We start from the raw sequence: 26,172 nt of genomic DNA, 5'->3' as shown, positions 1-26,172 counted from the left end.
CCATAACGCCCGCAGCCGCCGGGCGTTATTCGCTGCGCCCAACTATTCTCACTATTTAACCTGGCAGGAAAGCTTATGAAACGTATTTTACCGGTGCTGTTTGCAGCGTGGCTGCTTGGCGGATGCGCCACTATCGTGGGCGACAAAACCCAGGATGTGAGCATTCAGAGCTGGCCACAAGGGGCAAAATTTGTGGTGCAGGATGAAACCGGCCGGGCGGTGGCGGAAGGCTACACGCCAAAGACCGTGACGCTGGCAAAATCGGACGGCAGCTACTTCGGCAAAAAGAAATTTCTGCTGATGCTGGAGCAGCCGGGCTTCGTGCCGCAAACCATTCCGCTAAACGAGAAGGCCAACCTCTGGTATCTGCTGGGTAATATCCCGCTTGGCGGCTTCCCCGGCTGGCTGCTGGTCGATCCATTTAACGGCGGCATGTACCACATCGAAGAACCGCCAGCCCGGATCATTATGAATCCTGTCGGTGCGCGCGGCTGACGGAAAACGTGGTGGCCCGCGCTGCTGGCGGGCCGGATAGCCGGAGCTACTGCGCTGTGGGCTTAACCATCGTATGCGGCGGGCGGTGCTTAGCCAGATACTGATGCTGGAAGATGCACATGCGGATGGTATTGCGGTACTCGCCGTTGATAAAAAACTCGTGGATCAGCTCGCCTTCAATTTCAAATCCCAGCTTGGTGTAGATGTGGATAGCCTTTTTATTCTCTTTATCGACGATTAAATAAAGCTTGTAGAGATTGAGAACGGAGAAACCGTACTCCATGGCCAGCAGCGCGGCCTTGCTGGCAAGGCCTTTGCCCTGATGGCCGGGCGCGATAATAATCTGAAACTCCGCGCGACGGTGAATATGGTTGATTTCGACCAGCTCCACCAGGCCCACTTTATCTTCCGCATACTCCACCACGAAACGCCGTTCGCTCTGATCGTGAATGTGCTTGTCATAGAGATCGGACAGCTCGACAAACGCCTCATAAGGTTCTTCAAACCAGTAGCGCATCACGCTGGCGTTATTATCCAGCTGGTGGACAAAATGCAGATCTTCGCGTTCCAGCGGACGTAATTTTACCGATTGCTCGGCCGATAAAGCAGGCATACATCATCCTTTGTTACTGAGGCACCAGGGCAAGCAGTATAGGGCGTGCAGCGGGCGGGAAAAAGCGGGAAAACAGCACCGCCAGCGCGCAAAGGGCTGGCGGTTGAGGAAGCGTTGCGGATCAGAAGTTGTAGCCGGCCACCAGATAGTAGCCCCAGCCGGTGGATTTCACTTCAAAATTACCCGTGCCGAAGTTCAGCTCCTGGCCATCTGCCCACTGGCCGCCGTTGTGGAAATAACGCGCCACCACGGAGTAGTGCCAGTGATCGTAAACCAGCGACAGCACGTGGCTGGAAGCGATGGAGTTGCTGGTGCGTGAAGCATCGCTCTTGTCGCGCAGATCGGAACCCCAGTCAAAGTTGGTAAAGCCGATATAGCTCAGGTTGCCGCCCCACAGCGAAGTCAGCGGCACAAAGTATTTCACCTTAAAGCGATAGCCGTCCCAGCTGTTTTCGTTAGCGGCACCGTAGTTCTCCCACTGGTATTTAGCGTACACGTTCAGCGACAGGTTGACCGGCGTGTGGGTATCGATATCGGTGCCCAGGCCCATGTACCAGGTGTTCTGACGGTTGTCGCTGTTACGGCCCATATCGTAGATATAGTTGTTGGCGAAATACCACTCTTTCACCGGCCCGATGCTCAGATCGGTATTGGTCAGTTTGTCGATGGAGAAGCGCGGTTCGATCTCCATAAACATCGGCGAGCCGTGGTCGAAAATGCCGTTGGCGTTGGAGTTACCGGCACCGAAGAAGTTGGTCAGATCCAGGTAGCCGTAAAAATCAAACCAGTCTTTTTTGGCGAAGGCTTCATATTCCAGATAAACGTCGTTGTTAAACTGCGGCCCGAACCGGGTGTGATAGCTGCCTACCACGTTAACGCTCTGGTGCCACCAGTCGGAAACGTACTGCGGCTGCTCGGGGGCAGCAAAAGAAGCGGTGCTGTATGAAAGCGCCATCACTGCGCCAGCCATCAGAGATTTATATTTCATTATATTACCACATGCTTATCGACCATTTTCTGCAGCCCGCGCGATGGTCTTATCTGTCGTTATCCGGAACGGAACAGGAAGGCGGTTTCAGTGCCGAAAGCGCCCGTATAAATGCCGGAAAAGTGTGCCGTCATCCGCGCTTAAGGAAATAGATATCGCTCACAGTTGTCAAACTCTGTTTCATTTCACTTTAATTAAAGTGTGATGTAGATCACGCAAAGGACGGAACTTAAGCGGGCTGTTGCTTGTCTGCGCCGAAAAAGCCTGTTTGTCTCCAGGTAAACGTTTGCCTGTTGAAGTAAGGGGGAATGCTGAGAAAAAGAAAGCGGTGCGGGGTAAATGTTATGAGGTTGTGTTATAAGATGATCTTATATAAAGGGCAGGTTTTTGCGCATTTTTTAGCCATGTAAAGAGAGCGAAGTTGTCAGGCGGCAGGTAACGGCCGCCCCTGTTTCACGCCATCCTGGCTGGCAGTACGGCGGCGGATAATTACCGCCGCTTTGGTTTGGCAGTCCGGCAGCGGCAGATAATTACCGCCGCTTTGGCCTTTCAATCCAACAGCAGCAGATGATTGCTACTACTGTGGCCTTTTACTCCAGCGGGGCAGATAGCTGCTGGAGCCTTTCACTCCAGCAGGGGCAGAACAGCCTCCAGCCGCCCGGCATCCTCACGGTCAATTGACGCCAGTGGCTGCGGCAGATTAACCGCTTCCGTCAGGCCCAGCCTGGCGGCCAGCGCGGCGACAACCCGCAAACTGCCATATTTTGCAAACAGCGCCCAGAGCGGGGCCAGCCGATCGGAAAGGTTTTGCGCCTCCAGCTGCTGACCCGCGGCGCTCAGCCGGATAATCCGCTGGCAAACCTGCGGAAACAGGCCGCCCAGCACGGAAAACCACAGCTCGCCGCCCGCATTCAGGCCTCGCGCGGCCAGCGCGTCGCCGCTGACGCCAATGGCTATTTTGTCCGGCAATAGCTGGCGCAGACGGTCTATCCGCGCTTTTGCCTGGGCGGCATCGTCCGGCACGCCGGGAATTTTAATAGCGGCGAGCCTGGAAAGCCCGGCGAGTCGACCATACAGCTCATCGCTGAAGGTAAATTGCGTGGTGCCGGGATTGTCATACAGGCACAGCGGCACGGAAATAGCGTCGTTAACGCTTGGATACAGCTGAAACACCTCTTCTTCCCGCAGCTTCTGGTAGGAAACTGGTGCCAGCAGCAGCGCTTTCGCACCGGCCTGCTGCGCATCTTCGGCCAGTTCCAGCACCTGACGCGTCCGCAGCGCGCCAATGCCCACCATCACCGGCACCTTTCCCGCTTCCTCGACGGCCAGCGAAACCACACGCTTTCTCTCCTCACGCGTCAGATAAGCGTAGTTGCCCGTCGAACCCAACACGCCAAGCGACGTCACTCCGGCTGCCGCCAGTCGCTGGATCAAACCGCGAAAAGCGCGCTCATCAATTTCTGTTTCATTCATTGGCGTTAAAGGGAACGCGCTGAGACCGGTAAACATAGAGGTTTCCTTAATAGCGTGACGGATAAACACGCAGCGTAGCACCAGAAGGATTTCGGTATAAGAGGGCAAACCGCAACGGGCATTTTCCCGCGGGTTCCGCCAGCTCGAAAGCAACATTTTTCCGCCGTTTAGCGCGCCCTTAATGTTGCCTTAATATTCCTGCGGGAAACTCTTCTCACCAACCTGAGGAGAACACTATGAAACAGCCGCACAGCCGTCCGCTAAGTGAATATACCGCCGTGATTTTCAGCGGCCTTGTGATCCTGGCTTTTCTGCGGGTTTGGTTCGCCGCCTGAGCCGCCGTCAGGAAAATTTTACCGAGGCGCGACAGCCGCCGGTTTGCGGCCGATTTTCGAGGAAAAACTGCGCCTTATGCAGCTGGGCAATGCGGCTGACGATGCTCAGGCCCAGCCCGATGCCGCCGTAACGGCTGTCCATCCGTACAAAAGCGCGGCTCAGCTCGCCGCTTTTGCTTTCGTCAATGCCCGGCCCGCAATCCTCCACCGCCAGCACCGCGCCGGAAACGTTTTCAATGCGAACGGTCACGACGGTGCCTTTTGGGCTGTAGCGATGGGCATTCTCAAGCAGGTTCCTCAGCAGGACGCTCAGCAGCGTGGCGTCGCCGCGCACCGTGACATCCTGCGTTGCCGCCACTTCCAGCGTTTGTCCACGCTGTTGCAGCATCGCCTGCATTTCCAGGCTCATCGGCGCGATCACATCCCGCATCAGCGAAACCTGCTGATAGTTGCCGGCGGTAAAGGATTGCCCGACGCGCGCCAGTTGGAGCAGCTGAGAGACGCTGTTGGTCATCTGATCCAGACGCTCGAGCAAAGGGCGCACGTTAACGGCGTGCTTTTTCTCTATCAGCTCCAGATGCAGCCGTAGTCCGGCCAGCGGCGTGCGCAGCTCGTGGGCGACATCGGCGGTAAACAGGCGTTCGCGCTCCAGACTGGTGGTCAGACGCGTAATCAGCTGATTAACAGCCTGGGTAACGGCATCCACTTCCCGCACCGAACGGGCACAGCTGATGGGATCGAGATCGTCCTCGCTGCGGTTTTCCAGCTGGTTTTGCAGTTCAGACAGCGGCCGCGTGATCCATTTCACCACCTGGAAACAGAGCAGCAGGGCGAGCGTAATCATAATCAGGCTCGGCACGGCCAGGCTGGCGACGGCCTCATGGATCTCTTTTTCCACGTGCTTGTGCTGGTCATGATTATGCAGCGCCGCGTCCACCAGCAGCTGGATCTGCTCTTTGCTTTCGTGCCACAGCCACGCCACGCTAATCACCTGGCAGAACAGCAAAATCAGGCCAACCGCCATCAGCAGGCGAAAGCGCATCGTGTTGCCTTGACGTTGAAAGAAAAATTTACTCATTCGTATCGGCCTTGATCAGGGCATAGCCAAAGCCGCGCACGGTGCGGATCGCCGACCGGCCGATTTTTTCGCGCAGGTTGTGGATATGCACCTCCAGCGTGTTGGTGGACGGCTCGGTTTCCCAGTTGTAGATATCGTTGTAGAGGATTTCGCGATGCACCGGCTGCCCGGCCTTAAGCATCAGCCGCGACAGAATAGCGTACTCTTTCGGCGTCAGCTCCAGCAGCCTGTCGGCAAGATGGATCTGGCGATGCGTCATATCCAGCGCCAGCTGGCCGAAAGTCAGCCTGCTGTCACCCTGGTTAACATGGCGGCGGATCAGCGCCCGGATGCGCGCCAGCAGCTCTTCCAGCGCAAAAGGCTTGATCAGATAATCGTCCGCGCCCGCGTCCAGCCCGGTGATGCGGTCGCCGACCGTATCGCGCGCGGTGAGGATCAGCACAGGATACTTTTTCTTCTGGCGACGCAGACGTAGCAAAAGGCGCAGGCCGTCCTCGTCCGGCAATCCCAAATCGAGGATCAGCAGGCTATAGAGGCCGCTGGCAAGCGCGGCCTGTGCGTCGTGGCTGGTGCTTACGCCGTCGCAAACGTAGCCTTCGCCTTCCAGCGCCATAAGCAAACCCTGTAGCAGCAGGGCATCGTCTTCCACCACCAGAATTTTCACCGATTTGTGCTCCGACAGGCCGTCAGGATATCGTCGCCAGGCACATACTCACGCGTCACCGTGCCGGTCAGCCCCAGCACCGTAGAGAACAGATTATCCTGCGACCACGTATTCTTCGTCAGTTTGTTCATACAGTCCATAGCCACCGCGTGGCGCTGCTGATAGTCGGGCGACAGCCAAATCAGCATCGGCACATGCTTCTGCTCTTCCGGCGCTATCGCGTAGGGCATACCATGCAGATAGACCCCGTTTTCGCCCAACGATTCCCCGTGATCGGAAAGATAGACCAGGCTGGTGGTAAAACGATCCTGATGTGATTTTAATACGTTAATGGCTTTATCGACGATGTAATCCACATAGAGCAGGGTATTGTCGTAGGTGTTGACCAGTTGCTCCCTGGAACAGTCCTGGATCTGGTTGGTGTCGCAGGTCGGCACAAAACGGCGGAACTGCGCCGGATAGCGATGATAATAGGTTGGGCCGTGGCTGCCGATAGTATGCAGCACGATAATGCCGTTGCCCTTCAGCTGGTTGATATAGTCATCCAGGCCGTGAAACAGCACGTCATCGTAGCATTCGCCGTCGATGCACTCGCCAGGCAGATCCAGGCGCGTCATATCCTGATGCGGCACCCTGTCACAGGCGCCTTTACAGCCGCCGTCGTTCTCATTCCACAGCACGCTCAGGCCCGCGCGCTGCACGATATCCAGCAGGCCTTCCCGATGGCTGGCAAGCACATCATCATAGTGCGCGCGCGGCATCCCGGAAAACATGCAGGGCACCGACACTGCCGTAGAGGTGCCGCAGGATAGGGTCTGCGGGAAATAGATAACGTTATCTTTCGCCAGCAGGGGGTTGGTCTGGTGCGGATAGCCGGAAAGCGAAAAATCCGCCGCGCGCGAGGTTTCGCCCAGCACAATAATGGTCAGGCTTTTTTTCGTGCTGTTGAGCATTTGCGGGCTTTGATGCGCATCTTCTCCCAGCCTGACCAGCGGCAGGTGCGTCAGTTGGTTGTGCTTATACCAGGAAAGCGTTGCGGCAATACTGTTGGAAGGGCTAAGCGACTTCACCAGCTCTTTATGATTGCGAAACAGCGAGGCGTAATCTTTATAGAAGAGCAGGGCGATCAGCAGGATTAAAACGGCGGAGGCGGCCAGGCTGAGCACGCGCGGCACCACGCTGGTTAACAGGCCCGACGGCGTTTTGAAGCGTATCCAGAACGCCAGCACGACGGCCAGCACGCCGGAAAGCAGCAGGCTGATAACAAACTGCGGCGTCATCAGGGCAAAGGATTCCGACGCGGTGGTATCCAGCATATTGACGATCATCGAGCGGTCGAGAACGATATTGTAGTTCCAGATAAAATACTGTGCCGCAGCGGAAACCAGGATAAACAGGGCGATAAGCAGCCTGTCCAGCCACAGAAACGAAGCCAGCGTCAGCACGATATTAATGACGCTGAACGCTACCAGCGGCATAGAAAGGAAAACCAGCGTACAGCGCAACGTGGTAAGCGGCATGGCCGCCAGCACCTGATGGTAGAAGGCAAGATTCAGAAACAAAGCAATGTAGGCGGAAAAGAGGATCAGGAAAAGGTGTCGACTTAGCGACACTCTTTTTAGCTGCATCAGTGACATACCAGCAATCCGGAGCAAGAAAAGAGAGGCTCAGCCTGCCAGTGAAAGGTTAGGAAAACCTTAAGGCCCTTAAGAAACCACGATAAGGACTGGCAAAGATGGCAAGCGTCCTCCTGATGGTCTGGAAAAGCCAGGCGCACGGAATATAAGGAGGGGGCAGGAAGCGGGAAGGGCTGAGAATGTGCCTGATGTTTCCGTCAGCGATCAGAATTCGCCGACAGGTAATGTTTACGAAGAGGTATTCCGCCAGAAAAAGGCTTTCGCCTGATAAAAGAAAAGGCCGCATAAGCGGCCTTCAACTCGATCACGATAAGCGATTACTCAGTGACTTTCTTTTTCAGATCGCTGGCGCCTTCTTTGGTCTTATTCCAGCCTTTTTCAGTGCCTTCTTTGGTTGCATCCCAACCTTTTTCGGTACCTTCTTTGGTCTTATGCCAGGTTTTCTGCGTGCCTTCGCTGATTTTGCTGGTGGTGTCGTGGCTTTTGCCTTCCGCCGCGTGTTCAGACTTCAGCTTCAGCTCTTTGCCTTCATTCTGGGTCTGGTGCAGTTTCTCTTTTGCCGTGTTGGCGCCTTCGTTAGCGGCGGCTACGGTATCGTCCGTTGCGTGTGTGGCGGCAAAAACAGGAGAAGCCAGCAGAAGGGCAGAAAGTGCAATAATCGTTTTTTTCATGATTTCCTCACCAAACATTGATCCGTTGTGTAGTTAAGCATGGCACGGCAAATGACGCCCCGCCTTAGGAATAACCTGTATTTGAGCATAGCTGAAGCGGGCGATTTTGCTGCTTTACCGGTGAAATGGCGGTTAAAAAGCGCTTACGCAGGGATAAACAGAAGGATTGCAGCAGCGAGAAAGCGGGGCTGTGCAGCATGCCGAAGAAAATGTTCACGGGAAGAGAGACGTTTTGCGTCGTGTTTTTCGGTTTTCAATCAGGGTCAGTGACGGAGGGTGTAGGGAAAATGCACGAGCGCAGGCGACTATCGCAGCCTGAATAAGAGCGACTTTCCGTCCGGCATGGCCGAACGGAAAAAAACCGGTAATCGTATCGATCAGGCGGCACATACCTGCGGCATGGCGATATCGGCGCTGATGCGGGTTCCCTCGGCATCAAACACCATGCAGTGATGGGGGTAAAACCCAAGCTGTGGATGTTGATAAGGGCGGAAATGCACGTCGCCGATGTGGTCGATCAAAAGCAGCAAAATTTAAAGCAGCTTGCCGAACAGCTGGAGTAGGTAACCGGCGAATGGATCCTGCCAGAATGCGCTGCTGAAAGTAGGCCTGGTGTAATTCGGGCCTTAGCGTAGCTGGCTGATGGATAAGCGCAAAGCCCTTTTCGCGTGCTTTTTTAATGGCGGGGCGAATTAGCGAAACCGCCGGATTTTAATGTCGCTGGATTTAACAGGTCACTCAAGGCTGTCGTCATGGTAGAGAATGCAATCATACCCGGCGCATATCAAAGCAGGGCGTTCATGTCGGGGAAAGGCGCAATATCAGTGAGGCCGGCGGCAAGGCATTGCCGCTTTTCTCCGTCTGGATAGCCTCCTGAGTATTTGCTACTTCCGCTTTGCTGGTGCAAGCCGGGCAGGGTGAATGGTTATATTGCTGTCTCTACGCGAGAGAGGCAGACCTAATCAGATGTAACTTTTATAATGTCGCCATTAAGGTCTAAGCGATAATTATCGCCATCATACACAGTGAACATTAAACCCATATTTCTACTTTTATCTACAGAAAAGATAGCGTCCTTTTCGATGCAGTTTATTTTTGTTTTTATATCATTAAAACAGAGCCTGTCATATTTTCCTTCTTCCTTATACCCTTTCCCAAACAACCAGAAGGTGACATAAAAATAGCCATTTGAATCAGGTTTTGGAATGGCATATTTATCTTTTAACATATTCTGGTTTTTTAACCACCATTTAATTTTCCCTTTATCAGTCGGTGGAAAACTAGTGACCAGCACATCACTGAAACCACTACTTCTGTGATGAATAGCGACAATCTCTACTGGACGCAGAGACAACCAAAACCAGTAGACAAGCAGCACCAAGCCAGCCAGAAAGAGCGAAGCTATAGTTCTCCTATTTTTCACTCTCATTTGTGAGCTCCCTTAATTTCTATTGTGGCTTCCATATTGGTCATAAATGGCTTAAAGCCAAACTGGTTGTATCGCTGGAGCACGAACCAGATACGGAAAAAATGGAACTGGCTGAATTTTTTCTTCAGTATATCGTCGCTGTCGAGGCCAAAATGATCCTGAACTTTGTAATGCACCACTGCGCGAAAGTGATCGTTATAAATATGCAGTGATTTTATGGTGATACGCGTTGCCCAGGTATCATGAACAGTGATACCCATGCCATTAAAATCATCCTGGAAACGGTCAAATTTAGGGAGTTTCCCGCCGAGGATTATTTCTTTTAATTTATCCTTTTCTTTTTCTGGGTAATGTTTTTTATGCCAATCGATATTTTTTTTAATAACTTCATGCAGTCTTAGGCGAGTGCTATTTTTTGATTTGTCATTAAGAATATGCTCCTTTAAAGCTGTGTCCAGTGACATATCATGGAAAGGCGTACCGTTGCCGTTTTGCATATGGGTGATCATCTTTTCGATCAGGTGGCTGTACGGCCCATAAATGGAAAAATTACGGGATAACGAGCGGAACTCATCAAACAGCATCATGGCGCACTGCTGCCGACTAATTTTCTCCCCGGCTCCGCGCCGATTGCAACAGAACATGGATTGAGGCCGATCCATTGAGGAACGCCGGGTCAGCATGTAAGGATCAACACGGTCAGAGATATAGTCCAGCCGTTAATGGGATTTCAGTTTTGCTTCAGTCAGATCGCCACAGCGCATATCCTCAGCGCCATAGTCATCCATCCGGTTTTGAGTTTTGAATATAGTGCAGGGAAACTGTAGAGCCGCCATCATGATACATTCCTTGTGTCATTGTCCGGTGTAGTATTCACAAGGGATAATACGCGGTGACCGGCAGTGATGTAAATGCCGTGCAATCACTCACCGTAATTTTTACAGAAAAGCGTTAACCACGCACGCTGGCCTGGATAAGAGCGGGTAAAGCGTAAATTCCTGCCCGTGCTGCATAAGGCCCGGTATCTGTTAAAAAGGTCGCTATATATCTGGGCAGATCGGGACGCAATATTACAGGTGTAGCAGGTGGCCAGGTGTTGCCGCTTTTCTTTCCGTCGAAATAGCCCTTTGGTCTTTTGCTATACCCACATGGCAAGTGCAATTTAGAAAGAACGGAAATTTTATTGCTGCCTTAACGGCAGATGACTGAATTTATTAGTATTTTCTTTTATCTATCTCACCATTTTCCTTTACGTAATATTTTCCGCTATCCATTCGAAAATACAAGCCTGTATTTTTACTGTATACCACCATCATTAGCGAGTTTTTATCAATGCAGTTTTTTACTGCTTTCATATCGTCAAAGCAGAGTCTGTCATAACCATCAGTTTCTTTATATCCATCACCAAAATCCCAAAAAATGATGGTAAAAAAACCATCCTCGGCAGGCTTGGGGGTGTTGTAAATATCCTTTATTTTTTTCTTGTTTGTCAGCCAATAATTAATTTTCCCTCGTTCGGTTAATGGAAAATTCTTTACCAGGATATCGCTATAGTTATGCCTTTGGTGAATGGCTATGATCTCCACGGGACGTAATGACAACCAAAGTAAGTAACCCAGCAGAGTACAGCCAATCAGTAATGATGCACAAAGCAATTTTTTATTTTTGGATTTCATTGCGTTCGCCTGTAATCTCTACAGTTGCTCCGATATCGGTTATGTATGGCTTGAAGCCAAACTGACAGTATCGCTGCAGCACGAACCAGATACGGAAGAAATGAAACTGGTTGAATCTTGTTTGCAGAATATCATCGCTGTCCAGACCAAAGTGATCCTGGATCTGATAATGCACCACTGCCCGGTAACGGTCATTATCAATTTTTAATGACTTTATTGTAATACATGTTGCCCAAGTATCGTGAACAGTGATACCCATACCATTATAATTATCCTGGAATCTGTCGAATTTAGGAAGCTTTCCGCTAAGTACGGCATCCCTCAGTTTGCCTGATCCTTCTCGTGGGTAACATTTATTTTCCCAATTAATATTTATGCTTAAGGCTTCTTGCAATAATAAGTACGTACTGTTTTTTGTTCTGTCATTGCGAATATGCTCCTTTAAAGCCGTGTCCATTGACATATCATGGAAGGGCGTACCGTTGCCGTTCTGCATATGGGTGATCATCTTTTCGATCAGGTGGCTGTACGGCCCATAAATGGAAAACTTACGGGATAACGAGCGGAACTCATCAAACAGCATCATGGCGCACTGCTGCCGGCTAATTTTCTCTCCGGCTCCGCGCCGATTGCAACAGAACATGGATTGAGGCCGATCCATTGAGGAACGCCGGGTCAGCATGTAAGGATCAACACGGTCAGAGATATAGTCCAGCCGGTAATGGGATTTCAGTTGTGCTTCAGTCAGATCGCCACAGCGCATATCTTCAGCGCTATAGTCATCCATCCGGTTTTGAGTTTTGAATAGAGTACAGGGAAACTGTAGAGCCGCCATCATGATACATTCCTTGTGTCATTGTCCGGTGTAGTGTTCACAAGGGATAATACGCGGTGACCGGCAGTGATGTAAATCTTCAATTATTACTGCCTGTAATCTTTTACAGCTCTTGTGCTGAGAACGAACCGCTCAGGTCTGATTTATCAAAACGCCATTTGGCAATTTTCTAATTTTCGGGATTTTCTGCCCTTTATGTTTTTAAATGGTTTTTGTGAATTTAACTTAGAGTAGTATAGCAATGCCGTTTCATCTACGGATTTTCAACCGGTCGATAGTTAGTATCCAGGCATAGACCATTACACGGGTTGTCTTTCGCTATAGCAGGTTAAAGCTATCAAAGTTAGTGACGCGATGCCGTAATATGAAAGAGTAATTGTTAAACTAATTCCTTGAAGAATTTAAGAAAAAACATTAGGGAAAAGTATTCATCCTGTTCACTTTTTAATTTTTGTGATTTATTATCAGTGAATTAAATGATGATTAATTAGGCGGGGATTCTTAGCCACTCTTCATCCGAAGGTGAACACCATTCGCCGCTAGAGGTAAAATCGGCCTGGCCAGCGGGCAATGCGCACTGTCTTGACCTGCTGCTTCAGCTGGTGCGGGAAGTCGACTGGATGATTTTCCGGAAAGTGCTTTCCTCGCTGAAAATCAGTTGAGTACAGACGCAGAAAATAATTACATCAATGAAATTTATATTGAAATAGTGATTTCCGGCGACAATTTCTATCCGGCCCTGAACAGGAGAAGCACAATGCATAAGGTCTCGAATCTACTGGTTTTTATCGGCCTTGTTAGCTTTGCAATAGCTTTGGCCGTGAATCTCTATGGCAGCTATGCCGTCAGTCATGTCAACAGCGCGCCGCTGTTCTCTACTAATTGGTGGGCGCGCTGGTTCCCGATTTATGCCTCGGGCATTGCGCTACTTTTTATTGGTCTGGTGTTGCGTCTGACCGGTCGCGCGCGTTAAGCAATAATGAGCGCATTATAGCCAGACGTCTTTCTGGATGCCGCCCGCCAGCAGGCGTCTGGCACACGAATTGAGGCGGACTGGCGACAGGCGAGAGGAGGCCAGTTTAGCATGGCGCATCACCAGCGTTGCTGCCTGCTGCCTGCTGCGTGCTGCGTGCATGGCAACGTAGTGCATTTTCCCCTTGTTCTGGCGTAGCCGGGTTTACCTGGCGGTTAATGATATCTGCCAGCCGGATACGGGCGACGTGGCCGGATTGATGAATGTATTATCAGCAGTGATGGACTTTGCGTTTGCCGCAGATTCAGCGGAAGGCGAGGCGGCCTTGCTGAAACTGAACGACGTGCAGATTAGCTGGCTAGCTGTTACCGATAGCTATCGTTTGGTTCATCAGCAGCAAATTACTGATTTTGATCACGCCGGCAAGCTGGTTCAGGCTATCTCCGGGCTATTGTTAAACTGGATGCGCTTTCGTTTTCACTTTTCGTCGCCCGCTACCTGAGGCTGTTGAAAGCGCTTAAGACGTGGACTACGGTAGAAAGAATGGCTGAACGGGTTTAAGTGGGGGATTACAGAGGTTATCGCTGATGTATAGCGGTTAATGCGGAAAGGTTTGGGCACACCGCCGCTGAAGGATACAAAAAAGCCCGCAGGGCTTATGCCATACGGGCTCTCAGATCTTTGCCGGATGATTCTGGGCTGGCGGAATCTGAATTTTCACCTCAACTTACTGTATTAGGATGATTTTTATGAATTCAACTTTGATTCATATACCTAAGCGTATACCAATGCCGTTTTGTCTGTACTTTTCGACAGCTGATAAATTAAGACTGCATAAAACTAAATGCTCAGGTTATCTTTAAAAAAAAAAGATTTTATGAAAAAGTGTTCACCCTGTTCACCTTTGGCTTTTATTGCTAATAATCATAATCTTATGTGGTGATCACTTAGATGGGTACTCTTCACTACTCTTCACTCGAGGTGAACACCATTCATCTTCAGACGTAAAAGTATGATGGCAATGTTTGGATTTTCGTCCGCTGCGGAAGATGGCCGGTTTCACTGCTTGGCTGAAAGGAGCCTATCGCTAGGTTGCAAGTCCGCTTTGAGCGAGGAGCGGACATTTTACTTCTGACGACTCAGTAAAAACATTTAATCATACATTCGTCAACACTCTCACCACCGTAACAACCGCTAAGGATCAGTCTGGAAATACATCAAAAGTGGTATTAAACGAACAGTATTGAGTGCCAATCAGTTTTCAGACGCAGAGCTCATTCTTAACGTACATTTTGAGTGGATTATCGTAGGCTATCAGCCTCTGTATCCTGCAGTTTAAGAGCGTTGGCGGCAAGGCTGGGCTTAGTTAAGAAGAGATTTAATGAGTGCCTCTGTTCATCTAGCGGCGAAGTTTGCATCAAAGCACACGAGCAACAATGCTTGCTGTCAGTACACATTGTTAGCTATCATCTCTGTTAGCTCTTTAGTGTATGGACGGTTTTTGCGTCTAGTCGGGCGTTTAGCCAGACTCTAACTTATTGAGCACTTTTATGATTGCGATAAACACTTCATCGCATCATAAAGTGTTATGATGCGATGAAGTGTTTATCGCGGCTTCTAGTAAAGGGCTTTCAGGGTGACAGGGCATAATAGCGTTCTGCCACCCTGAATTATAAATGATAGATGAAGATAGAGATTCCATATCAGGACATCGGTATTAGCAGAATTAAGCTGGCATTTACTGCGCGGCGAAGTCCGTTAAAATATAAAGTCTATAAAATTCCCAAGCGTAGCTCTGGAGTCAGAGTAATTGCCCAGCCAACCCCGGAAGTCAAAGATCTACAACGCAAACTCGTTGCGTTTCTGCGCACTCGACTCACTGTCCATTCCTGCGCCACCGCTTATGAACCGGGTAAGGGCACCAGAGAAAACGCACAGCAGCATGTAAACAATCCTTATCTGTTGAAGATGGATTTTTCCAATTTCTTCAACAGCATTACGCCAGATACCTTTAAAAATGCACTGTTACATGATTCAGTGGAAATTGACGAGTCCACTTTAATTCTATTGATTAGTATATTTTTTTGGTGCCCGAGTAAGAAGCTTTCTGGGAAGATGGTATTAAGTGTCGGTGCACCATCATCACCGTTTATTTCTAACTATGTGATGAAGAAATTTGACCAGTCGCTGTCGGAAATATGCCATCAGGCAGGTGTAACCTATACCCGTTATGCGGATGATATGACCTTTTCAACTCAGCATGAGAATGTGCTGTTTACTCTGAAAGAGCAAATTTCCACGCTAATTGTGAAGTCCGGTTATGAAAATATCGCTATAAATGAAAGCAAAACTGTATTTTCATCGAAGGCGCATAATCGTCATGTCACTGGCGTGACACTGACGAATGACAATAAACTGTCAGTTGGACGGAAAAATAAACGTTACGCCTCATCACTGATCTTCAGATTTAAAATGGGAGCACTCAGCGCTGATGAAGCCTTGATGTTGAAAGGCTTGCTTGCGCATTATTTCTATATTGAGCCGGAATTTAAGTTGTCAATGCAAAAAAAATACGGCGCAGAGGTTATTAGCGGCATCGTAAAATATCAGGAGTGAATGAATGAATCGGACAATGAAGAAAATAAAAATGGGTGCTGATCATGATAATTCAATCAAAGACCAGTATAAAATGTTTAAGTCTTACAAAGAGGGGATGTTTGTTGAAGTCGACCCAGCTGAATCTGCACGCTATCGCCAGATGTGCCTTAATAACCTGAAAGATGCGCAGTTTTGTTTAAAAAAATTAAAACTGGTAAACTATAAAGGATTTAACGAACTATCTATTAATCTGGATAACGATATTATTCTGATCGCCGCCAATAATGGATATGGTAAAACGGGGATTCTGGAAGCGATTTATCTTTCTCTCTCATGGTTTTATCGATTGGTTTATGGCTCAAATCAGGGGTGGAAGTTCGGTGATAAATACATCAGTCGCCTAGTAAATAATGCCGCGATGCTAGTTAACCTAGATATCTCTGTAGGGAATAACAAAAAATTCTCCGACTATCAGATCGGTATTGCCCGCTCCCTTGATGCTTCTTCGGTTAAAAGTGATTACACAGAATTTAAAGAGTTGGCTGAAATGTATCTGGAGTTTAAGGACAATGGCATTGTAGCTCCGATGTTTGCTTACTACTCGGTAGAGCGGGGTAAGAACTACCCCGACGGTGGATTCACGTCTGCGGTTGAAAGCGGTTCCGGCAAGTTGCTGGATAAACTTTATCCGGACTCTTCACTGGCGCTTTCTTCTAATATCTTTGCCAGCTTTATTAAATGGGCAGCCGAAATAAAAATAAAAAAAAGCGTCTCTAATGAAGATGATCAGAGTGAAAAAATTAAAGGTATCAAGGATTTTATATACCATATCAGTCATTCTGATCTTGCCGATGAAATAAAAAAAACACTGATTGACCAGAAAGAGAAAGAAATTGAAATCATCTTTGGCAGCCAGTCGAAGGTAAAGTCAACCAATCTTGACCGGATGGAAAAGATTGTGGATATGATTTTCGCACTGGGATGCGATTTTATCGATGATATTTCCTCTTTTCAGTTAAAATACGATGAAAAGCTTGAAGCATTGGATCTTGTATGTGTAAAACGAGACTGTGAAATCAGTGCGTCCTATCTCTCCCATGGTGAGAAGAGCACGCTTTCACTGTTATTCGATATTGCCCTGAAACTAATCTATACCTGTGGCACTGAAGACCCATTCAACGGTCAGGGAATCGTCTTTATTGATGAGATTGAGTTACATTTGCACCCCTCATGGCAGCAATCCTTGCTCACTAAATTGAAAAAAACCTTCCCGAATGTGAAAATTATTGCTACCACCCATAGCCCTAATATTCTGAATACCGTTGAAGAGAAAGCAATCAGGAAAATTAGAGTTAAGGATAATCGGTTTTATATTGAGATTCCGGCCTTTTCATATGGTGCTGAGTCTTCTCAGGTTCAAAATGATATCCAGGATGTTGCAGCACGGCCCGATGTCGAGCCAGTACAAAATCTTGCACGTTTCCGCAAGTTGATGAAAAACGATCAGTACGACACGCCAGAAGCACAGGCGCTGCTGAAGAAAATTCTTGATTGGGGCGATGCTCACGACCCGGATGTTACCAAACTAAAAATTGATCTGGAACTCAGAATTAAGCGTAACGCCAAAAAAAATTAGTAAGGAGCAGTAATGAGAGGCTTCAGGAAAGAGCGGCTGAGCAATGACATTATGGACGCTTATCTGGCGGTGCCAGGAAATGCGAATAATGGTTGGAAGGGTGAATTCTATACCACCTTAGCTTCTGCCGACCGGGACAGTTTGAAAAATGACATAATTGCCGATCAGGCTGGTCTCTGTGCCTATTGTGAAAAAGCGCTCAGAGATGAAGGTGACAACAAACCGCTAGGGTTTAAAGTTGAACATTTTATCCCTGAAAACAGCAAAGCCATTAAAAGCATGATAGCGGCAGGGCAGCCTGGACCCACCATTAACTACTCGCTATTGTGGACGAATCTGTTGGGGTGCTGCTTTGGTGGGCAACACGCGCGCTCAGCAAGCTATAATAAGTCCCTGTCAGATGAATCTAATCTGAGCTGCGATGTGCTAAAAGCCAATCATAACTGGTCAGCACTAATCCTCGATCCTTCGCAGGACCTTCCTGAGAATGGAACATGGTTTGAATTCGATGAAGAAGGAGTGATGGATGTCTCCGCTGACTGCCCGACCCAGTATGTGGATAAAGCCCGGAAATCAATAGAACTGTTGAATTTAAACTGTGTCAGATTAACTCGTTTGCGGCTGGCAGCGCTGGAGTTTCTTGGAGCTGTCAGTAATGAAGAGGATATCGCCGCATTACTCAGCAAGGATGCCGCAGGTGTTTACGGTGAATTTATCTCGCTGAGAAAATGGTATCTGGCTTAAGCTATTGCGCTCTCTTAGGGCAACGCCGTCTGCGCCGTTCTGCTGCATTTCTGCCGCTGCTGACGATCAATTACCGATTTGAACTCATCCGTTTGATTAATACATCATGATGATAACAATGTCTGCTACTAGCACAAACCGGCCGCAGCCGGTTTGGTTTTTTCGTATAGCTTATGCATCGCAGCGCGGAAGCCAGTCTGCCTCGCAGTCTTCGCTCAGCTCCAGGCTGGTCTGGATGCCGTTCTTTGTCTTACGCTGCAACAGTTCTATCTCGTACTCCTTCAGCGTCTGCGGCACCGCCTGGCCGAACGCCGTCAGGCTCATGGGATGCTGATGGTCCCTGGCCTCCATAAAGGACAGATAGGCATGGTACAGATAGCGACGCGGATTCATGGGGCGAATATTGGCATTGCCGATAAACAGCCCGGTTGGCGTGCTCAGCGGCGTCAGGTAGCCGCAGAAGTCGACCAGCGGGTCGGCGCTGCGCTTGATTTCAAGCGCTTCCTCAGGCGACTGCTGCGCCTGCAACAGCTCGCGGGCATCATCAGGTCGGGTAAAGCGCTGCATCAGGTGGCGCACGATAACCCCCAGCTCACCGGCAATCTTCTCCAGCAGCTGCGGGTCAAGTTCGTTTGGCGGTATCACGTCCGGGAACGGCAGGATGACCCGGCGGCGCGACACGCCGCCGCTGCGGTCGCTGAAGCGCATCGGATTGTTGTTCACCGCCAGTATCACCGCCGGGATGTGGGTTAAATAAGCGTCGCGGTACTTCGGGTCAATCGCCACAGCATCGCCGCCAGTGATCGCCTTGATACCCGCGCCATCGCCGCTCCATTTTTCCTGATCCGGCAGGATAATCAGAGAGAAGCCCACCATGCTGGCGCGCTCACGGGAGGATTCCAGCGTGTCGATGGTCGCCGCCGTAGTATTGTCCTCTCTGGCCAGCAATTGCGGCCATCTCGTTTGTATTGTTGCGCGACAAATTACAGGCACAAAAAAGCCCGCAAAGCTTTCGCTTTGCGGGCTTTCAGGACTTCATCGAATGGTTCTGGTAGCCATCGACCAAGAATTTGGTGGAGCTGGCGGGAGTTGAACCCGCGTCCGAAATTACTACACCGTCGGCACTACATGCTTAGTCCAGTCTTTACATTCGCCGGTTAGCTGCGAACGGACACGCTACTAACAAACTAGCCTGATTGGATTTAACGCTTCAACCCCAGGCAGGGCATCCACGCGATCTCTTTTGGGTTTGACCTCTCTTGATCCCCGTCCTAAGAGCGGAGGCTAGGGAGAGAGGGCTCTTAGCAGGTTATTAAGCTGCTAGGGCGTAGTTTTCGTCGTTTGCGACTATTTTTTTGCGGCTTTTAACGAGGCAAACCGCCCCTCGGCATGCTCCTAGGGCTTCGCAAATCCCGTCGAATCCAGAATCAGCCCCAAGTACTGTTTAGCAGTATAACAGAAAAACCTCACGCAATGCCAGTACCTTAGCGATTTGCGTGCTTCATTATACGTGCTTTGTCTGTCTTCCACTCACGCTCTTTGATGTCGTCACGCTTGTCGTGCTCTTTCTTACCTCTCGCCACGCCGATTTTCAGCTTGGCCCAGGCGTTTTTCCAGTACAGCGACAGCGGCACGATGGTGTAACCGTCGCGATTAGCTTTGCCAAACAGCGTATCCAGCTCTCGCTCCTTCAACAGAAGTTTACGGGTGCGCGTAGGATCGCAAACCACGTGAGAGGATGCGCCGGTCAGCGCCTGAAAAGTTGCGCCGAACAGGAACGCCTCACCATCGCGCAGCATAATGTAGCTTTCGCTGATGTTGGCCTTACCTGCACGGAGAGATTTGACCTCCCATCCCTGGAGCGACAGACCCGCTTCGAACTCTTCCTCAATGAAGTATTCGTGGCGCGCCCGCTTGTTCATGGCAATGGTGGCAGAACCGGGTTTATGTGCTTTTTTCTTTGTCATAGTGCAACTTAGTGTACATGAAGCGGTGAATGATGGCATCCCCTGTAACAACAAGCGCGGGGAAAAGCGCTATTTTAGCAGAACGCTGGCGGCTGAGAATTTTTGTTTACAGGCCGTCGATGTTATTATTGTAAAGTTTAAGATTAACAGGAAACGTTATGTCCCAGATTAGTCGTTCTGCGCTGGTGCCCTACAGTGCTGAGCAAATGTTCCGGTTGGTAAACGATGTGGATGCCTATCCGGAGTTTCTACCAGGGTGTACCGGCAGTCGCGTGCTGGATTCCAGTGAGCAGCAGATGACGGCGTCGGTAGATGTTTCCAAAGCCGGGATCAGCAAAACCTTCGTCACGCGCAACACGCTGAACAACAACAAGAGCATCCAGATGCAGCTGGTTGACGGGCCTTTCCGCAAATTGACCGGCGGCTGGCAGTTTACCGAACTGAGCGAAGATGCCTGTAAAGTTGAACTGAATCTGGAGTTTGAATTCACCAACATGCTGGTCGAGATGGCGTTTGGCCGCATCTTTAAAGAGCTGGCCAGCAGCATGGTGCAGGCTTTCACCAAGCGCGCAAAAGAGGTTTACAGTGCCTGATATCGCGGTAGAAGTGGTCTATGCGCTTCCTGAAAAACAGTATCTTTATACGGTTAACGTGGAAGAGGGCGCCACTGTCGAACAGGCGATTAAAGCTTCCGGACTGCTGGAGCTGCGCAACGATATCGATCTTGCCAGCAACAAAGTGGGCATTTTCAGCCGTCCGGTTAAGCTGAGCGATGAAGTGCACAGCGGCGACAGGATTGAAATCTATCGTCCGCTGCTGGCCGATCCCAAAGAGCTGCGCCGCCAGCGCGCAGAGCGAGCCGCAAAAAAATAAGGCGCTCTTCAGCGCCTTATCTGTTTTTCTTCCCGTCGCCTTCCCAATCTACACGACCGCAGTCGGGCCGACAGGTTGGTCAGCCTCTGCCTTAGCGCTTATTGGACGACAGCTGAGGCTTGTTATCGATATTGGTCAATACGCCGTTGCTGTCAAAGGTCAGCGTCAGCGTCTGCTGGGTCACAGGTTGATGGCCCGGCTCCTGACGGAAAACGTAATACCAGACGTTGCTGCCGAAAGGATCGTGCATCATCGGCGTGCCCAGGGTGTAAGCCACCTGCTGTTGGGTCATGCCGGTATGGATTTTAGAGACGTCATTCGCAACCAGGTAGTTGCCCTGGTTGATGTCCGGCCGGTAAACCACTCGCTCCAGAGTGGAACATCCGGCGGTCGTCATCAGCAGAACCACCGCCGCAGCAGTCAGCGTTTTACAGCGCATAAGTATCTTTATTCCTTTTCGGGCCAACACCTTGGGCATCAGGCTATTTTATATTCTGTATCGGTTTATCGCTTCGATCACAGCGTCAGAAGCCGATGATAATAAACCTTTCCGCAGTTGGAAACCTCTACGAAGCAAGGTTATGACCGCCGGATGCCAAAAAAGTGCCGTTTCAGGCCGCCAAAAGCTCTTTTGCGTTAGCCAATGTGTTGCGCGTTACCTCGCTGCCGCCCAGCAAACGCGCCAGCTCCTGCAGACGCGCGCGCTTGTCCAGCGGCTGCATATGCGTTTCGGTCATCTCGCCGTCCGTTTCCTTGCTGACAAAGAAATGGTGATTACCACAGCCCGCTACCTGCGGAAGGTGGGTTACGCACATGACCTGGGTGGATTCACCCAGCTGGCGCAGCATTTTACCGACGACCGCAGCGGTTGGGCCGCTGATACCCACATCCACCTCATCGAAAATCAAGGCTGGGGTATCCATCTTACGCGCGGTAATCACCTGAATCGCCAGCGCGATACGCGACAGCTCGCCGCCGGAGGCGACTTTGGACAGCGGCTGCAGCGGCTGCCCTGGGTTCGTGGTCACGCGGAACTCGATACGATCTGCGCCTTCTGCGGTCAGATGATCCGGGTTGAACTGGACTTCAATAGCCAGGCGGCCGTGCGGCATTGACAGCGCGTGCATACTTTCGCCAATCAGCTGGCTCAGCTCCTGCGCATAGTGCACACGGCGCTCATGCAGACGCTCGGCGCATTCCACGGCGGTTTTGTGATGCTTTGCCACGGCCAGCGCCAGCTCTTCCTGATTGCTTTCCTGCTGATCGAGCTGGGCCTGCTCTTCCAGCAGCTGCTGATGATAGCCGGCCAGCTCGTCCGCAGAGATGCGATGCTTGCGCGACAGCGAGATATAGCGCGACAGACGCTGCTCCAGCTCGTAAAGACGGTTAGGGTCGAGATCTAAACGTTCGCAGTAATGACGCAGTTCGTCACTGGCCTCGCTGATCTGAATGGCCGCCTCGTCCAGCATGACGCAAACGCCGTTGAGTTTATCATCCATCGCCACCAGTTCGCTCAACAGCTGCTGCGCGGTATAAAGCTGGTTCTGCAACGTAGTATGTTCACCGTCGGCCAGCAGCATTAACGCCTGCTGGCTGGTGGACAGCAGCTGACCGCTGTTCGCCAGGCGCTTGTACTCTTCGTCGATGGCTTCATATTCGCCTGCAACCGGCGCAAACTCGTTCAGCTCTTTGAGCTGATACTGCAACAGCTCGCGACGGGCTTCACGTTCCTGCGACAGCTGCTGATGCTGCGCCAGCACGCGACAGCTCTGGTTCCACTGGCGATAGCTCTGCGCCACTTCCTGCATCAGGCCGTTCTCGCCCGCGTAGCCATCCAGCAGCGTTTTCTGATGTTCTGGCTTCAGCAGCAGCTGATGGGCGTGTTGACCGTGGATCTGAATCAGCAGCTGGCCCAGATCGCGCAGCTGGGAAAGCGGAACGGAGGTGCCGTTGATAAAGCCGCGAGAGCGGCCGTCGCTGCTGATTACGCGGCGCAGCAGGCATTCGCTGCCTTCGTCCAGCTGGTTCTCCACCAGCCAGGCGAGGGCAGAAGGGGTATCTTTCAGGGAGAAGCGGGCACAGAGGTCGGCGCGATTTGCGCCCTGACGCACCATATCGGCTTCAGCGCGACCGCCCAGGCAGAGGCCGAGCGCATCGATAGCAATAGATTTACCCGCGCCGGTTTCGCCGGTGATTGCGGTCATGCCACGCTGAAAATCGATTTCAAGTTCACGAACAATCGCAAAATTACTGATGGTCAGTTGTGCCAGCATAGAAAGCGTTCCTGTATGAAAACACAGATATGGTTTTTCATACAGTATATACTGGTTCTATAACCAGTAAAGTAGCTGGCAACGGATTTTAAAACAATTTTTTCGACCAGCCAAGTTTTGAGCTTAACGTATTGAAATAGTTGTAATTTTGCGGATGAATAAGATTCAGGTGATCGTCATTACGGCGGATCAGTACGTCTTCGCCTTCCTGGATAGGCAGCGCGATCTGACTGTCGCAGCTGACTTCCAGGTCGCTGCGCATATGGGAAAAGCGCAGCCGAATCGTACTGTTGCTGTTGATTACCAGCGGCCTGGCCGAAAGCGTATGCGGGAACATAGGCACAATAGCAATCGCATCCAGCGAGGGCGTCAGGATAGGGCCGCCAGCGGAAAGCGAATAGGCGGTCGACCCGGTCGGCGTAGAGATAATCAGGCCGTCGGAACGCTGCGAAAAAGCGAAGGTCTCATCGATATACACTTCAAACTCAATCATATGCGCGACCTTGCCGGGGTGCAGCACCACTTCGTTAATTGCCGTACCGACGCGCGGCTCGCGGCCCTGGCGGCAAACCCGCGCCTCCAGCAAAAAGCGGCTTTCCGTAATGTACTTGCCTTCCAGCACGTCGGCCAGCTGCTGCTGCGCGTTATCCGGATCGAGGTCGGTCAGGAAACCCAGGTTGCCGCGATTGATGCCGATGACCTTGATATCGTAGCGAGCCAGCACCCGCGCCGCGCCCAGCATATTGCCATCGCCGCCTACCACCACCGCCAGATCGGCCTTTTGCCCGATTTCTGACAGCGAGCCGGTTTCGACGTCGGCCAGATTCAGCTCGCGGGCTATCTGCTCTTCGATGATCACCTGATAGCCCTTCGCCGTAAGCCAGCGACAGAGCATTTCGTGAGTGGTCAGCGCGGTAGGATGGCGCGGATGGCCCACAATACCGATGCAGTTAAAATGGTTGTTCATGATGCTGGTGTTCCTCATGAGGTAAACTACCTCAGACAATGTAACGGGTTCCCTTGAAACCGCAATTCTGATCCCCATAATAAGCGAACCAGCGAGATGAATGTGCACAAACGCGGAGAAATTCATGAGTAGTAAAGAACAGAACACACCAAACGAGCAAGTCTCAGACGATATCGAGATGGAACAGGCAACCCAGGACGCGGAGACAGCAGAAGGCGTGGATCCGCGTGATGAGCGCATTGCCGAGCTGGAAGCCCAGCTGGCACAGGCGCAGGGTGGCGTTCGTGAAGCGCAGCTGCGTGCTCAGGCCGAAATCGAAAATATTCGTCGCCGCACCGAACTGGATGTGGAAAAAGCGCATAAATTTGCGCTGGAAAAATTCGCCAACGAGCTGCTGCCGGTTATCGACAGCCTGGAGCGCGCGCTGGAACTGGCCGACAAAGAGAACAGCGAGCTGACCGCGATGATCGAGGGTATCGATCTGACGCTGAAATCCCTGCTTGGCGCCGTGCGTAAGTTCGGCGTGGAAGTGGTTGGCGACGTCAACGTGCCGTTTAACCCGGAAATCCATCAGGCGATGTCGATGATTGAATCCGAAGACGTGGCGCCGAATCACGTGCTGATGGTCATGCAGCGCGGCTACACGCTGAACGGTCGCCTGCTGCGCCCGGCAATGGTTGCGGTAGCGAAAGCCAAAGGCTGATAGCTATAACGAAAAAAAGCACCTTCGGGTGCTTTTTTTGTGTCCGCAGCCGCAGCCAGAGAAGCTAGTCTGGCAGAACCGGCGTCCAGTCTATCGGCTGCTCACCGTGCTGTTCCAGCCATTCATTGGTTTTGGAAAAGTGTCCGCAGCCAAAGAAGCCGCGATGGGCCGAAAGCGGAGAAGGGTGGGGCGCCTGTAAAACATGATGGCGCTGGCGATCGATAATGCTGCCTTTTTTCTGCGCGTGCGATCCCCATAGCAAAAACACCACGTTCTCGCGATGCTCGTTAATGACGGCAATCACGCGGTCGGTAAAGGTTTCCCAGCCGAAACGGGCATGTGAATGCGCCTGTCCCGCCTCCACGGTTAAGACCGTATTCAACAGCAGCACGCCCTGACGCGCCCAGCTTTCCAGAAAACCATGATTGGGACGCTGGAAGCCCGGAATATCGGTGACCAGTTCCTTATACATATTCACCAGCGACGGCGGCACGGTCACGCCGGGCAGCACCGAGAAGGCAAGGCCATGCGCCTGATTAGGGCCGTGATACGGATCCTGACCGAGGATCACCACTTTGACATCGCCCAGCTCCGTCAGGCGAAAAGCATTGAACACGTCCTTTTGCGGCGGATAAACGGTTTTTCCGGCCGCACGTTCTTTAGCCACCATCGATAACGTCTCGATGAAGTAAGGTTTCTCTTTTTCCTCTGCCAGCACATCGTGCCAGGTCAGCGTATTGACCATGTCCGCCTCCTTTAGGGTAATCAGGGTGTAGCTTAGCGCGGATCGCTACCGACACAAACTTAAAATAAAGTTTAAAAATACAAAAAAACCAGGAAAGAGCGGTGCGGTAAAGTTGAGATAAATCATAAAGTTGACGATATGTGCACAGTAAAGGACGCTCACTTTTTGATTTCGGTCAAAGCTGCCTGGTTTCCAGGCTGTTATATAGGTCGGATACAGATCAATTTTCTCTGCTGATATTTCATCAGCCACCAACCGCCTGGGAGGCAACAATGATTTCCGGAATCCAAATCACCAAAGCAACTAATCCAGCGCTAGTTAACTCTTTCTGGCTACTCGATAATGAAAAAGAAGAGGCTCGCTGCATCTGCGCCAAGGACAGCTATAAAGAAGATCAAATTGTACCGGTAAGCGATTTCGGCCAGTTTGAATACCGCGACGTACCGCTGGATATCCAGCCGCAGGTACGCGTAGAGGGTGGTCAGCACCTGAACGTTAACGTGCTGCGCCGTGAAACGCTGGAAGATGCCGTCAAACATCCGGAAAAATATCCGCAGCTGACGATCCGCGTGTCAGGCTACGCCGTGCGTTTCAACGCGTTAACGCCTGAACAGCAGCGCGATGTGATTGCTCGTACCTTTACTGCAAGCCTGTAAGAGAAAGACGGCTGCCTGAGGATAATAAGGCGTGCGCTGAAAATAACATCAGGGAAATATTATCTTAGTTTATTGAAATATAAGATGTAATTTAAAAACAAGGAAAGGGCCGCGCAGCTGCATGGCAGAAATCAGTATTTCAG

The 26,172-nt window shown here is 50.9% G+C and carries 27 protein-coding genes, 1 other RNA gene and 2 pseudogenes; 10 read left to right on the top strand and 20 right to left on the bottom strand.

Translation table 11 applies throughout. The features are described 5' to 3' along the window. Positions 1–75 precede the first annotated feature (75 nt). On the top strand, positions 76–495 hold the full coding sequence (locus QZH36_RS18670; protein WP_125289397.1) for a hypothetical protein: 420 nt from the start codon (positions 76–78) through the stop codon (positions 493–495). A gap of 46 nt (positions 496–541) precedes the next feature. Here the strand turns inward: QZH36_RS18670 and speG are convergent, their stop codons facing one another. The 12 genes and pseudogenes from speG to QZH36_RS18610 all read right to left on the bottom strand — a co-directional run bounded on the left by speG (position 542) and on the right by QZH36_RS18610 (position 11,894). Then, positions 542–1,108, bottom strand: a complete 567-nt coding sequence (speG, locus tag QZH36_RS18665) for a spermidine N1-acetyltransferase (RefSeq protein WP_253459083.1) — start codon at positions 1,106–1,108, stop codon at positions 542–544. A 121-nt stretch (positions 1,109–1,229) separates the two neighbouring features. Next, entirely contained in the window at positions 1,230–2,096 is an 867-nt protein-coding gene (locus QZH36_RS18660; protein ID WP_253459086.1) for a nucleoside-specific channel-forming protein Tsx, read from the bottom strand. A 624-nt stretch (positions 2,097–2,720) separates the two neighbouring features. Beyond that, positions 2,721–3,605, bottom strand: coding sequence for a dihydrodipicolinate synthase family protein (locus QZH36_RS18655; RefSeq protein ID WP_301730861.1), 885 nt, complete (start codon positions 3,603–3,605; stop codon positions 2,721–2,723). 306 nt (positions 3,606–3,911) lie between these two features. Further along, positions 3,912–4,982, bottom strand: coding sequence for a two-component system sensor histidine kinase PmrB (pmrB, locus tag QZH36_RS18650; protein WP_301730860.1), 1,071 nt, complete (start codon positions 4,980–4,982; stop codon positions 3,912–3,914). Then, positions 4,975–5,646, bottom strand: coding sequence for a two-component system response regulator PmrA (gene pmrA / locus QZH36_RS18645; RefSeq protein ID WP_301252682.1), 672 nt, complete (start codon positions 5,644–5,646; stop codon positions 4,975–4,977). The genes pmrB and pmrA overlap by 8 nt, the downstream gene beginning before the upstream one ends. After that, the gene (gene eptA, locus QZH36_RS18640; protein ID WP_301730859.1) at positions 5,643–7,283 is read right to left on the bottom strand and encodes a phosphoethanolamine transferase EptA; all 1,641 of its coding nucleotides are present in this window, start codon (positions 7,281–7,283) and stop codon (positions 5,643–5,645) included. The genes pmrA and eptA overlap by 4 nt, the downstream gene beginning before the upstream one ends. A 317-nt stretch (positions 7,284–7,600) precedes the next feature. After that, the gene (locus QZH36_RS18635; protein WP_253459116.1) at positions 7,601–7,954 is read right to left on the bottom strand and encodes a KPN_00521 family repetitive protein; all 354 of its coding nucleotides are present in this window, start codon (positions 7,952–7,954) and stop codon (positions 7,601–7,603) included. 377 nt (positions 7,955–8,331) lie between these two features. After that, positions 8,332–8,484 carry a hypothetical protein gene (locus tag QZH36_RS18630; RefSeq protein WP_301730858.1) on the bottom strand — a complete coding sequence of 51 codons (153 nt, stop codon included), beginning with the start codon at positions 8,482–8,484 and terminating at the stop codon, positions 8,332–8,334. A 428-nt stretch (positions 8,485–8,912) separates the two neighbouring features. Beyond that, complete coding sequence (locus QZH36_RS18625; protein WP_301730857.1) at positions 8,913–9,383, bottom strand: DUF943 family protein; 471 nt, start codon at positions 9,381–9,383, stop codon at positions 8,913–8,915. Continuing rightward, a pseudogene (locus tag QZH36_RS18620) lies at positions 9,367–10,219 on the bottom strand (YPO3983 family protein). The gene QZH36_RS18625 and the pseudogene QZH36_RS18620 overlap by 17 nt, the downstream one beginning before the upstream one ends. A 378-nt stretch (positions 10,220–10,597) precedes the next feature. After that, the gene (locus tag QZH36_RS18615; protein ID WP_301730856.1) at positions 10,598–11,059 is read right to left on the bottom strand and encodes a DUF943 family protein; all 462 of its coding nucleotides are present in this window, start codon (positions 11,057–11,059) and stop codon (positions 10,598–10,600) included. Beyond that, positions 11,043–11,894 (bottom strand): YPO3983 family protein, encoded by an 852-nt coding sequence (locus QZH36_RS18610; protein WP_301730877.1) that lies wholly within the window; start codon positions 11,892–11,894, stop codon positions 11,043–11,045. Before QZH36_RS18610 ends, QZH36_RS18615 begins: the two co-directional genes overlap by 17 nt. A gap of 658 nt (positions 11,895–12,552) precedes the next feature. Between QZH36_RS18610 and QZH36_RS18605 the strand changes: the two genes are divergently transcribed. Continuing rightward, positions 12,553–12,867: a hypothetical protein gene (locus tag QZH36_RS18605; RefSeq protein ID WP_301730855.1), complete on the top strand. Its 315-nt coding sequence runs from the start codon at positions 12,553–12,555 to the stop codon at positions 12,865–12,867. A gap of 15 nt (positions 12,868–12,882) precedes the next feature. Here the strand turns inward: QZH36_RS18605 and QZH36_RS18600 are convergent, their stop codons facing one another. Beyond that, positions 12,883–13,044: a hypothetical protein gene (locus tag QZH36_RS18600; RefSeq protein ID WP_301730854.1), complete on the bottom strand. Its 162-nt coding sequence runs from the start codon at positions 13,042–13,044 to the stop codon at positions 12,883–12,885. Between the two features lie 82 nt (positions 13,045–13,126). Between QZH36_RS18600 and QZH36_RS18595 the strand changes: the two genes are divergently transcribed. From QZH36_RS18595 to QZH36_RS18580, 4 genes are all read left to right on the top strand, one after another. Next, positions 13,127–13,369, top strand: a complete 243-nt coding sequence (locus QZH36_RS18595; RefSeq protein ID WP_301730853.1) for a hypothetical protein — start codon at positions 13,127–13,129, stop codon at positions 13,367–13,369. Between the two features lie 1,181 nt (positions 13,370–14,550). After that, positions 14,551–15,483 carry a retron St85 family RNA-directed DNA polymerase gene (locus QZH36_RS18590; protein WP_301730850.1) on the top strand — a complete coding sequence of 311 codons (933 nt, stop codon included), beginning with the start codon at positions 14,551–14,553 and terminating at the stop codon, positions 15,481–15,483. A gap of 4 nt (positions 15,484–15,487) precedes the next feature. Further along, a complete protein-coding gene (locus QZH36_RS18585; RefSeq protein WP_301730849.1) occupies positions 15,488–17,101 on the top strand; it encodes an AAA family ATPase in 1,614 nt (537 codons plus the stop codon). Between the two features lie 12 nt (positions 17,102–17,113). Next, positions 17,114–17,845: a retron system putative HNH endonuclease gene (locus QZH36_RS18580; protein WP_301730848.1), complete on the top strand. Its 732-nt coding sequence runs from the start codon at positions 17,114–17,116 to the stop codon at positions 17,843–17,845. Positions 17,846–18,016: 171 nt separating this feature from the next. Here the strand turns inward: QZH36_RS18580 and QZH36_RS18575 are convergent. From QZH36_RS18575 to smpB, 3 genes and pseudogenes are all read right to left on the bottom strand, one after another. Then, a pseudogene (locus QZH36_RS18575) lies at positions 18,017–18,793 on the bottom strand (primase-like DNA-binding domain-containing protein); the annotation flags it as partial. A 123-nt stretch (positions 18,794–18,916) separates the two neighbouring features. Then, positions 18,917–19,280: a transfer-messenger RNA gene (ssrA, locus tag QZH36_RS18570) on the bottom strand. A gap of 49 nt (positions 19,281–19,329) precedes the next feature. Next, positions 19,330–19,812: an SsrA-binding protein SmpB gene (gene smpB / locus QZH36_RS18565; RefSeq protein ID WP_125289457.1), complete on the bottom strand. Its 483-nt coding sequence runs from the start codon at positions 19,810–19,812 to the stop codon at positions 19,330–19,332. 158 nt (positions 19,813–19,970) lie between these two features. On the opposite strand from smpB, the gene QZH36_RS18560 reads away from it, so the two are divergent. Both QZH36_RS18560 and QZH36_RS18555 read left to right on the top strand, forming a co-directional pair. Continuing rightward, positions 19,971–20,405 carry a type II toxin-antitoxin system RatA family toxin gene (locus QZH36_RS18560; protein WP_125289458.1) on the top strand — a complete coding sequence of 145 codons (435 nt, stop codon included), beginning with the start codon at positions 19,971–19,973 and terminating at the stop codon, positions 20,403–20,405. Then, entirely contained in the window at positions 20,398–20,685 is a 288-nt protein-coding gene (locus QZH36_RS18555; RefSeq protein WP_125289459.1) for an RnfH family protein, read from the top strand. The genes QZH36_RS18560 and QZH36_RS18555 overlap by 8 nt, the downstream gene beginning before the upstream one ends. A gap of 91 nt (positions 20,686–20,776) precedes the next feature. Here the strand turns inward: QZH36_RS18555 and bamE are convergent, their stop codons facing one another. From bamE to nadK, 3 genes are all read right to left on the bottom strand, one after another. Beyond that, positions 20,777–21,124: an outer membrane protein assembly factor BamE gene (bamE, locus tag QZH36_RS18550; RefSeq protein WP_253459150.1), complete on the bottom strand. Its 348-nt coding sequence runs from the start codon at positions 21,122–21,124 to the stop codon at positions 20,777–20,779. 172 nt (positions 21,125–21,296) lie between these two features. Next, positions 21,297–22,958: a DNA repair protein RecN gene (gene recN, locus QZH36_RS18545; RefSeq protein WP_301730847.1), complete on the bottom strand. Its 1,662-nt coding sequence runs from the start codon at positions 22,956–22,958 to the stop codon at positions 21,297–21,299. Between the two features lie 88 nt (positions 22,959–23,046). After that, complete coding sequence (nadK, locus tag QZH36_RS18540) at positions 23,047–23,925, bottom strand: NAD(+) kinase (RefSeq protein ID WP_125289462.1); 879 nt, start codon at positions 23,923–23,925, stop codon at positions 23,047–23,049. A 124-nt stretch (positions 23,926–24,049) separates the two neighbouring features. On the opposite strand from nadK, the gene grpE reads away from it, so the two are divergent. Beyond that, a complete protein-coding gene (gene grpE, locus QZH36_RS18535) occupies positions 24,050–24,628 on the top strand; it encodes a nucleotide exchange factor GrpE (RefSeq protein ID WP_125289463.1) in 579 nt (192 codons plus the stop codon). A 64-nt stretch (positions 24,629–24,692) separates the two neighbouring features. On the opposite strand, the gene ung is transcribed toward grpE, so the two are convergent. Further along, positions 24,693–25,373, bottom strand: a complete 681-nt coding sequence (ung, locus tag QZH36_RS18530; RefSeq protein WP_301730846.1) for a uracil-DNA glycosylase — start codon at positions 25,371–25,373, stop codon at positions 24,693–24,695. A 272-nt stretch (positions 25,374–25,645) separates the two neighbouring features. Here ung and grcA point away from each other — a divergent pair, with 272 nt between their 5' ends. Next, a complete protein-coding gene (gene grcA / locus QZH36_RS18525) occupies positions 25,646–26,029 on the top strand; it encodes an autonomous glycyl radical cofactor GrcA (protein ID WP_253459159.1) in 384 nt (127 codons plus the stop codon). Positions 26,030–26,172 lie beyond the last annotated feature (143 nt).

Origin of the sequence: Erwinia wuhanensis (assembly GCF_030484085.1) — a bacterium.
Taxonomy (GTDB): Bacteria; Pseudomonadota; Gammaproteobacteria; order Enterobacterales; family Enterobacteriaceae; genus Erwinia; species Erwinia aeris.
The sequence above is the reverse complement of the archived record's forward strand: the minus strand, read 5'-3'. Positions and strand labels throughout refer to the sequence as shown.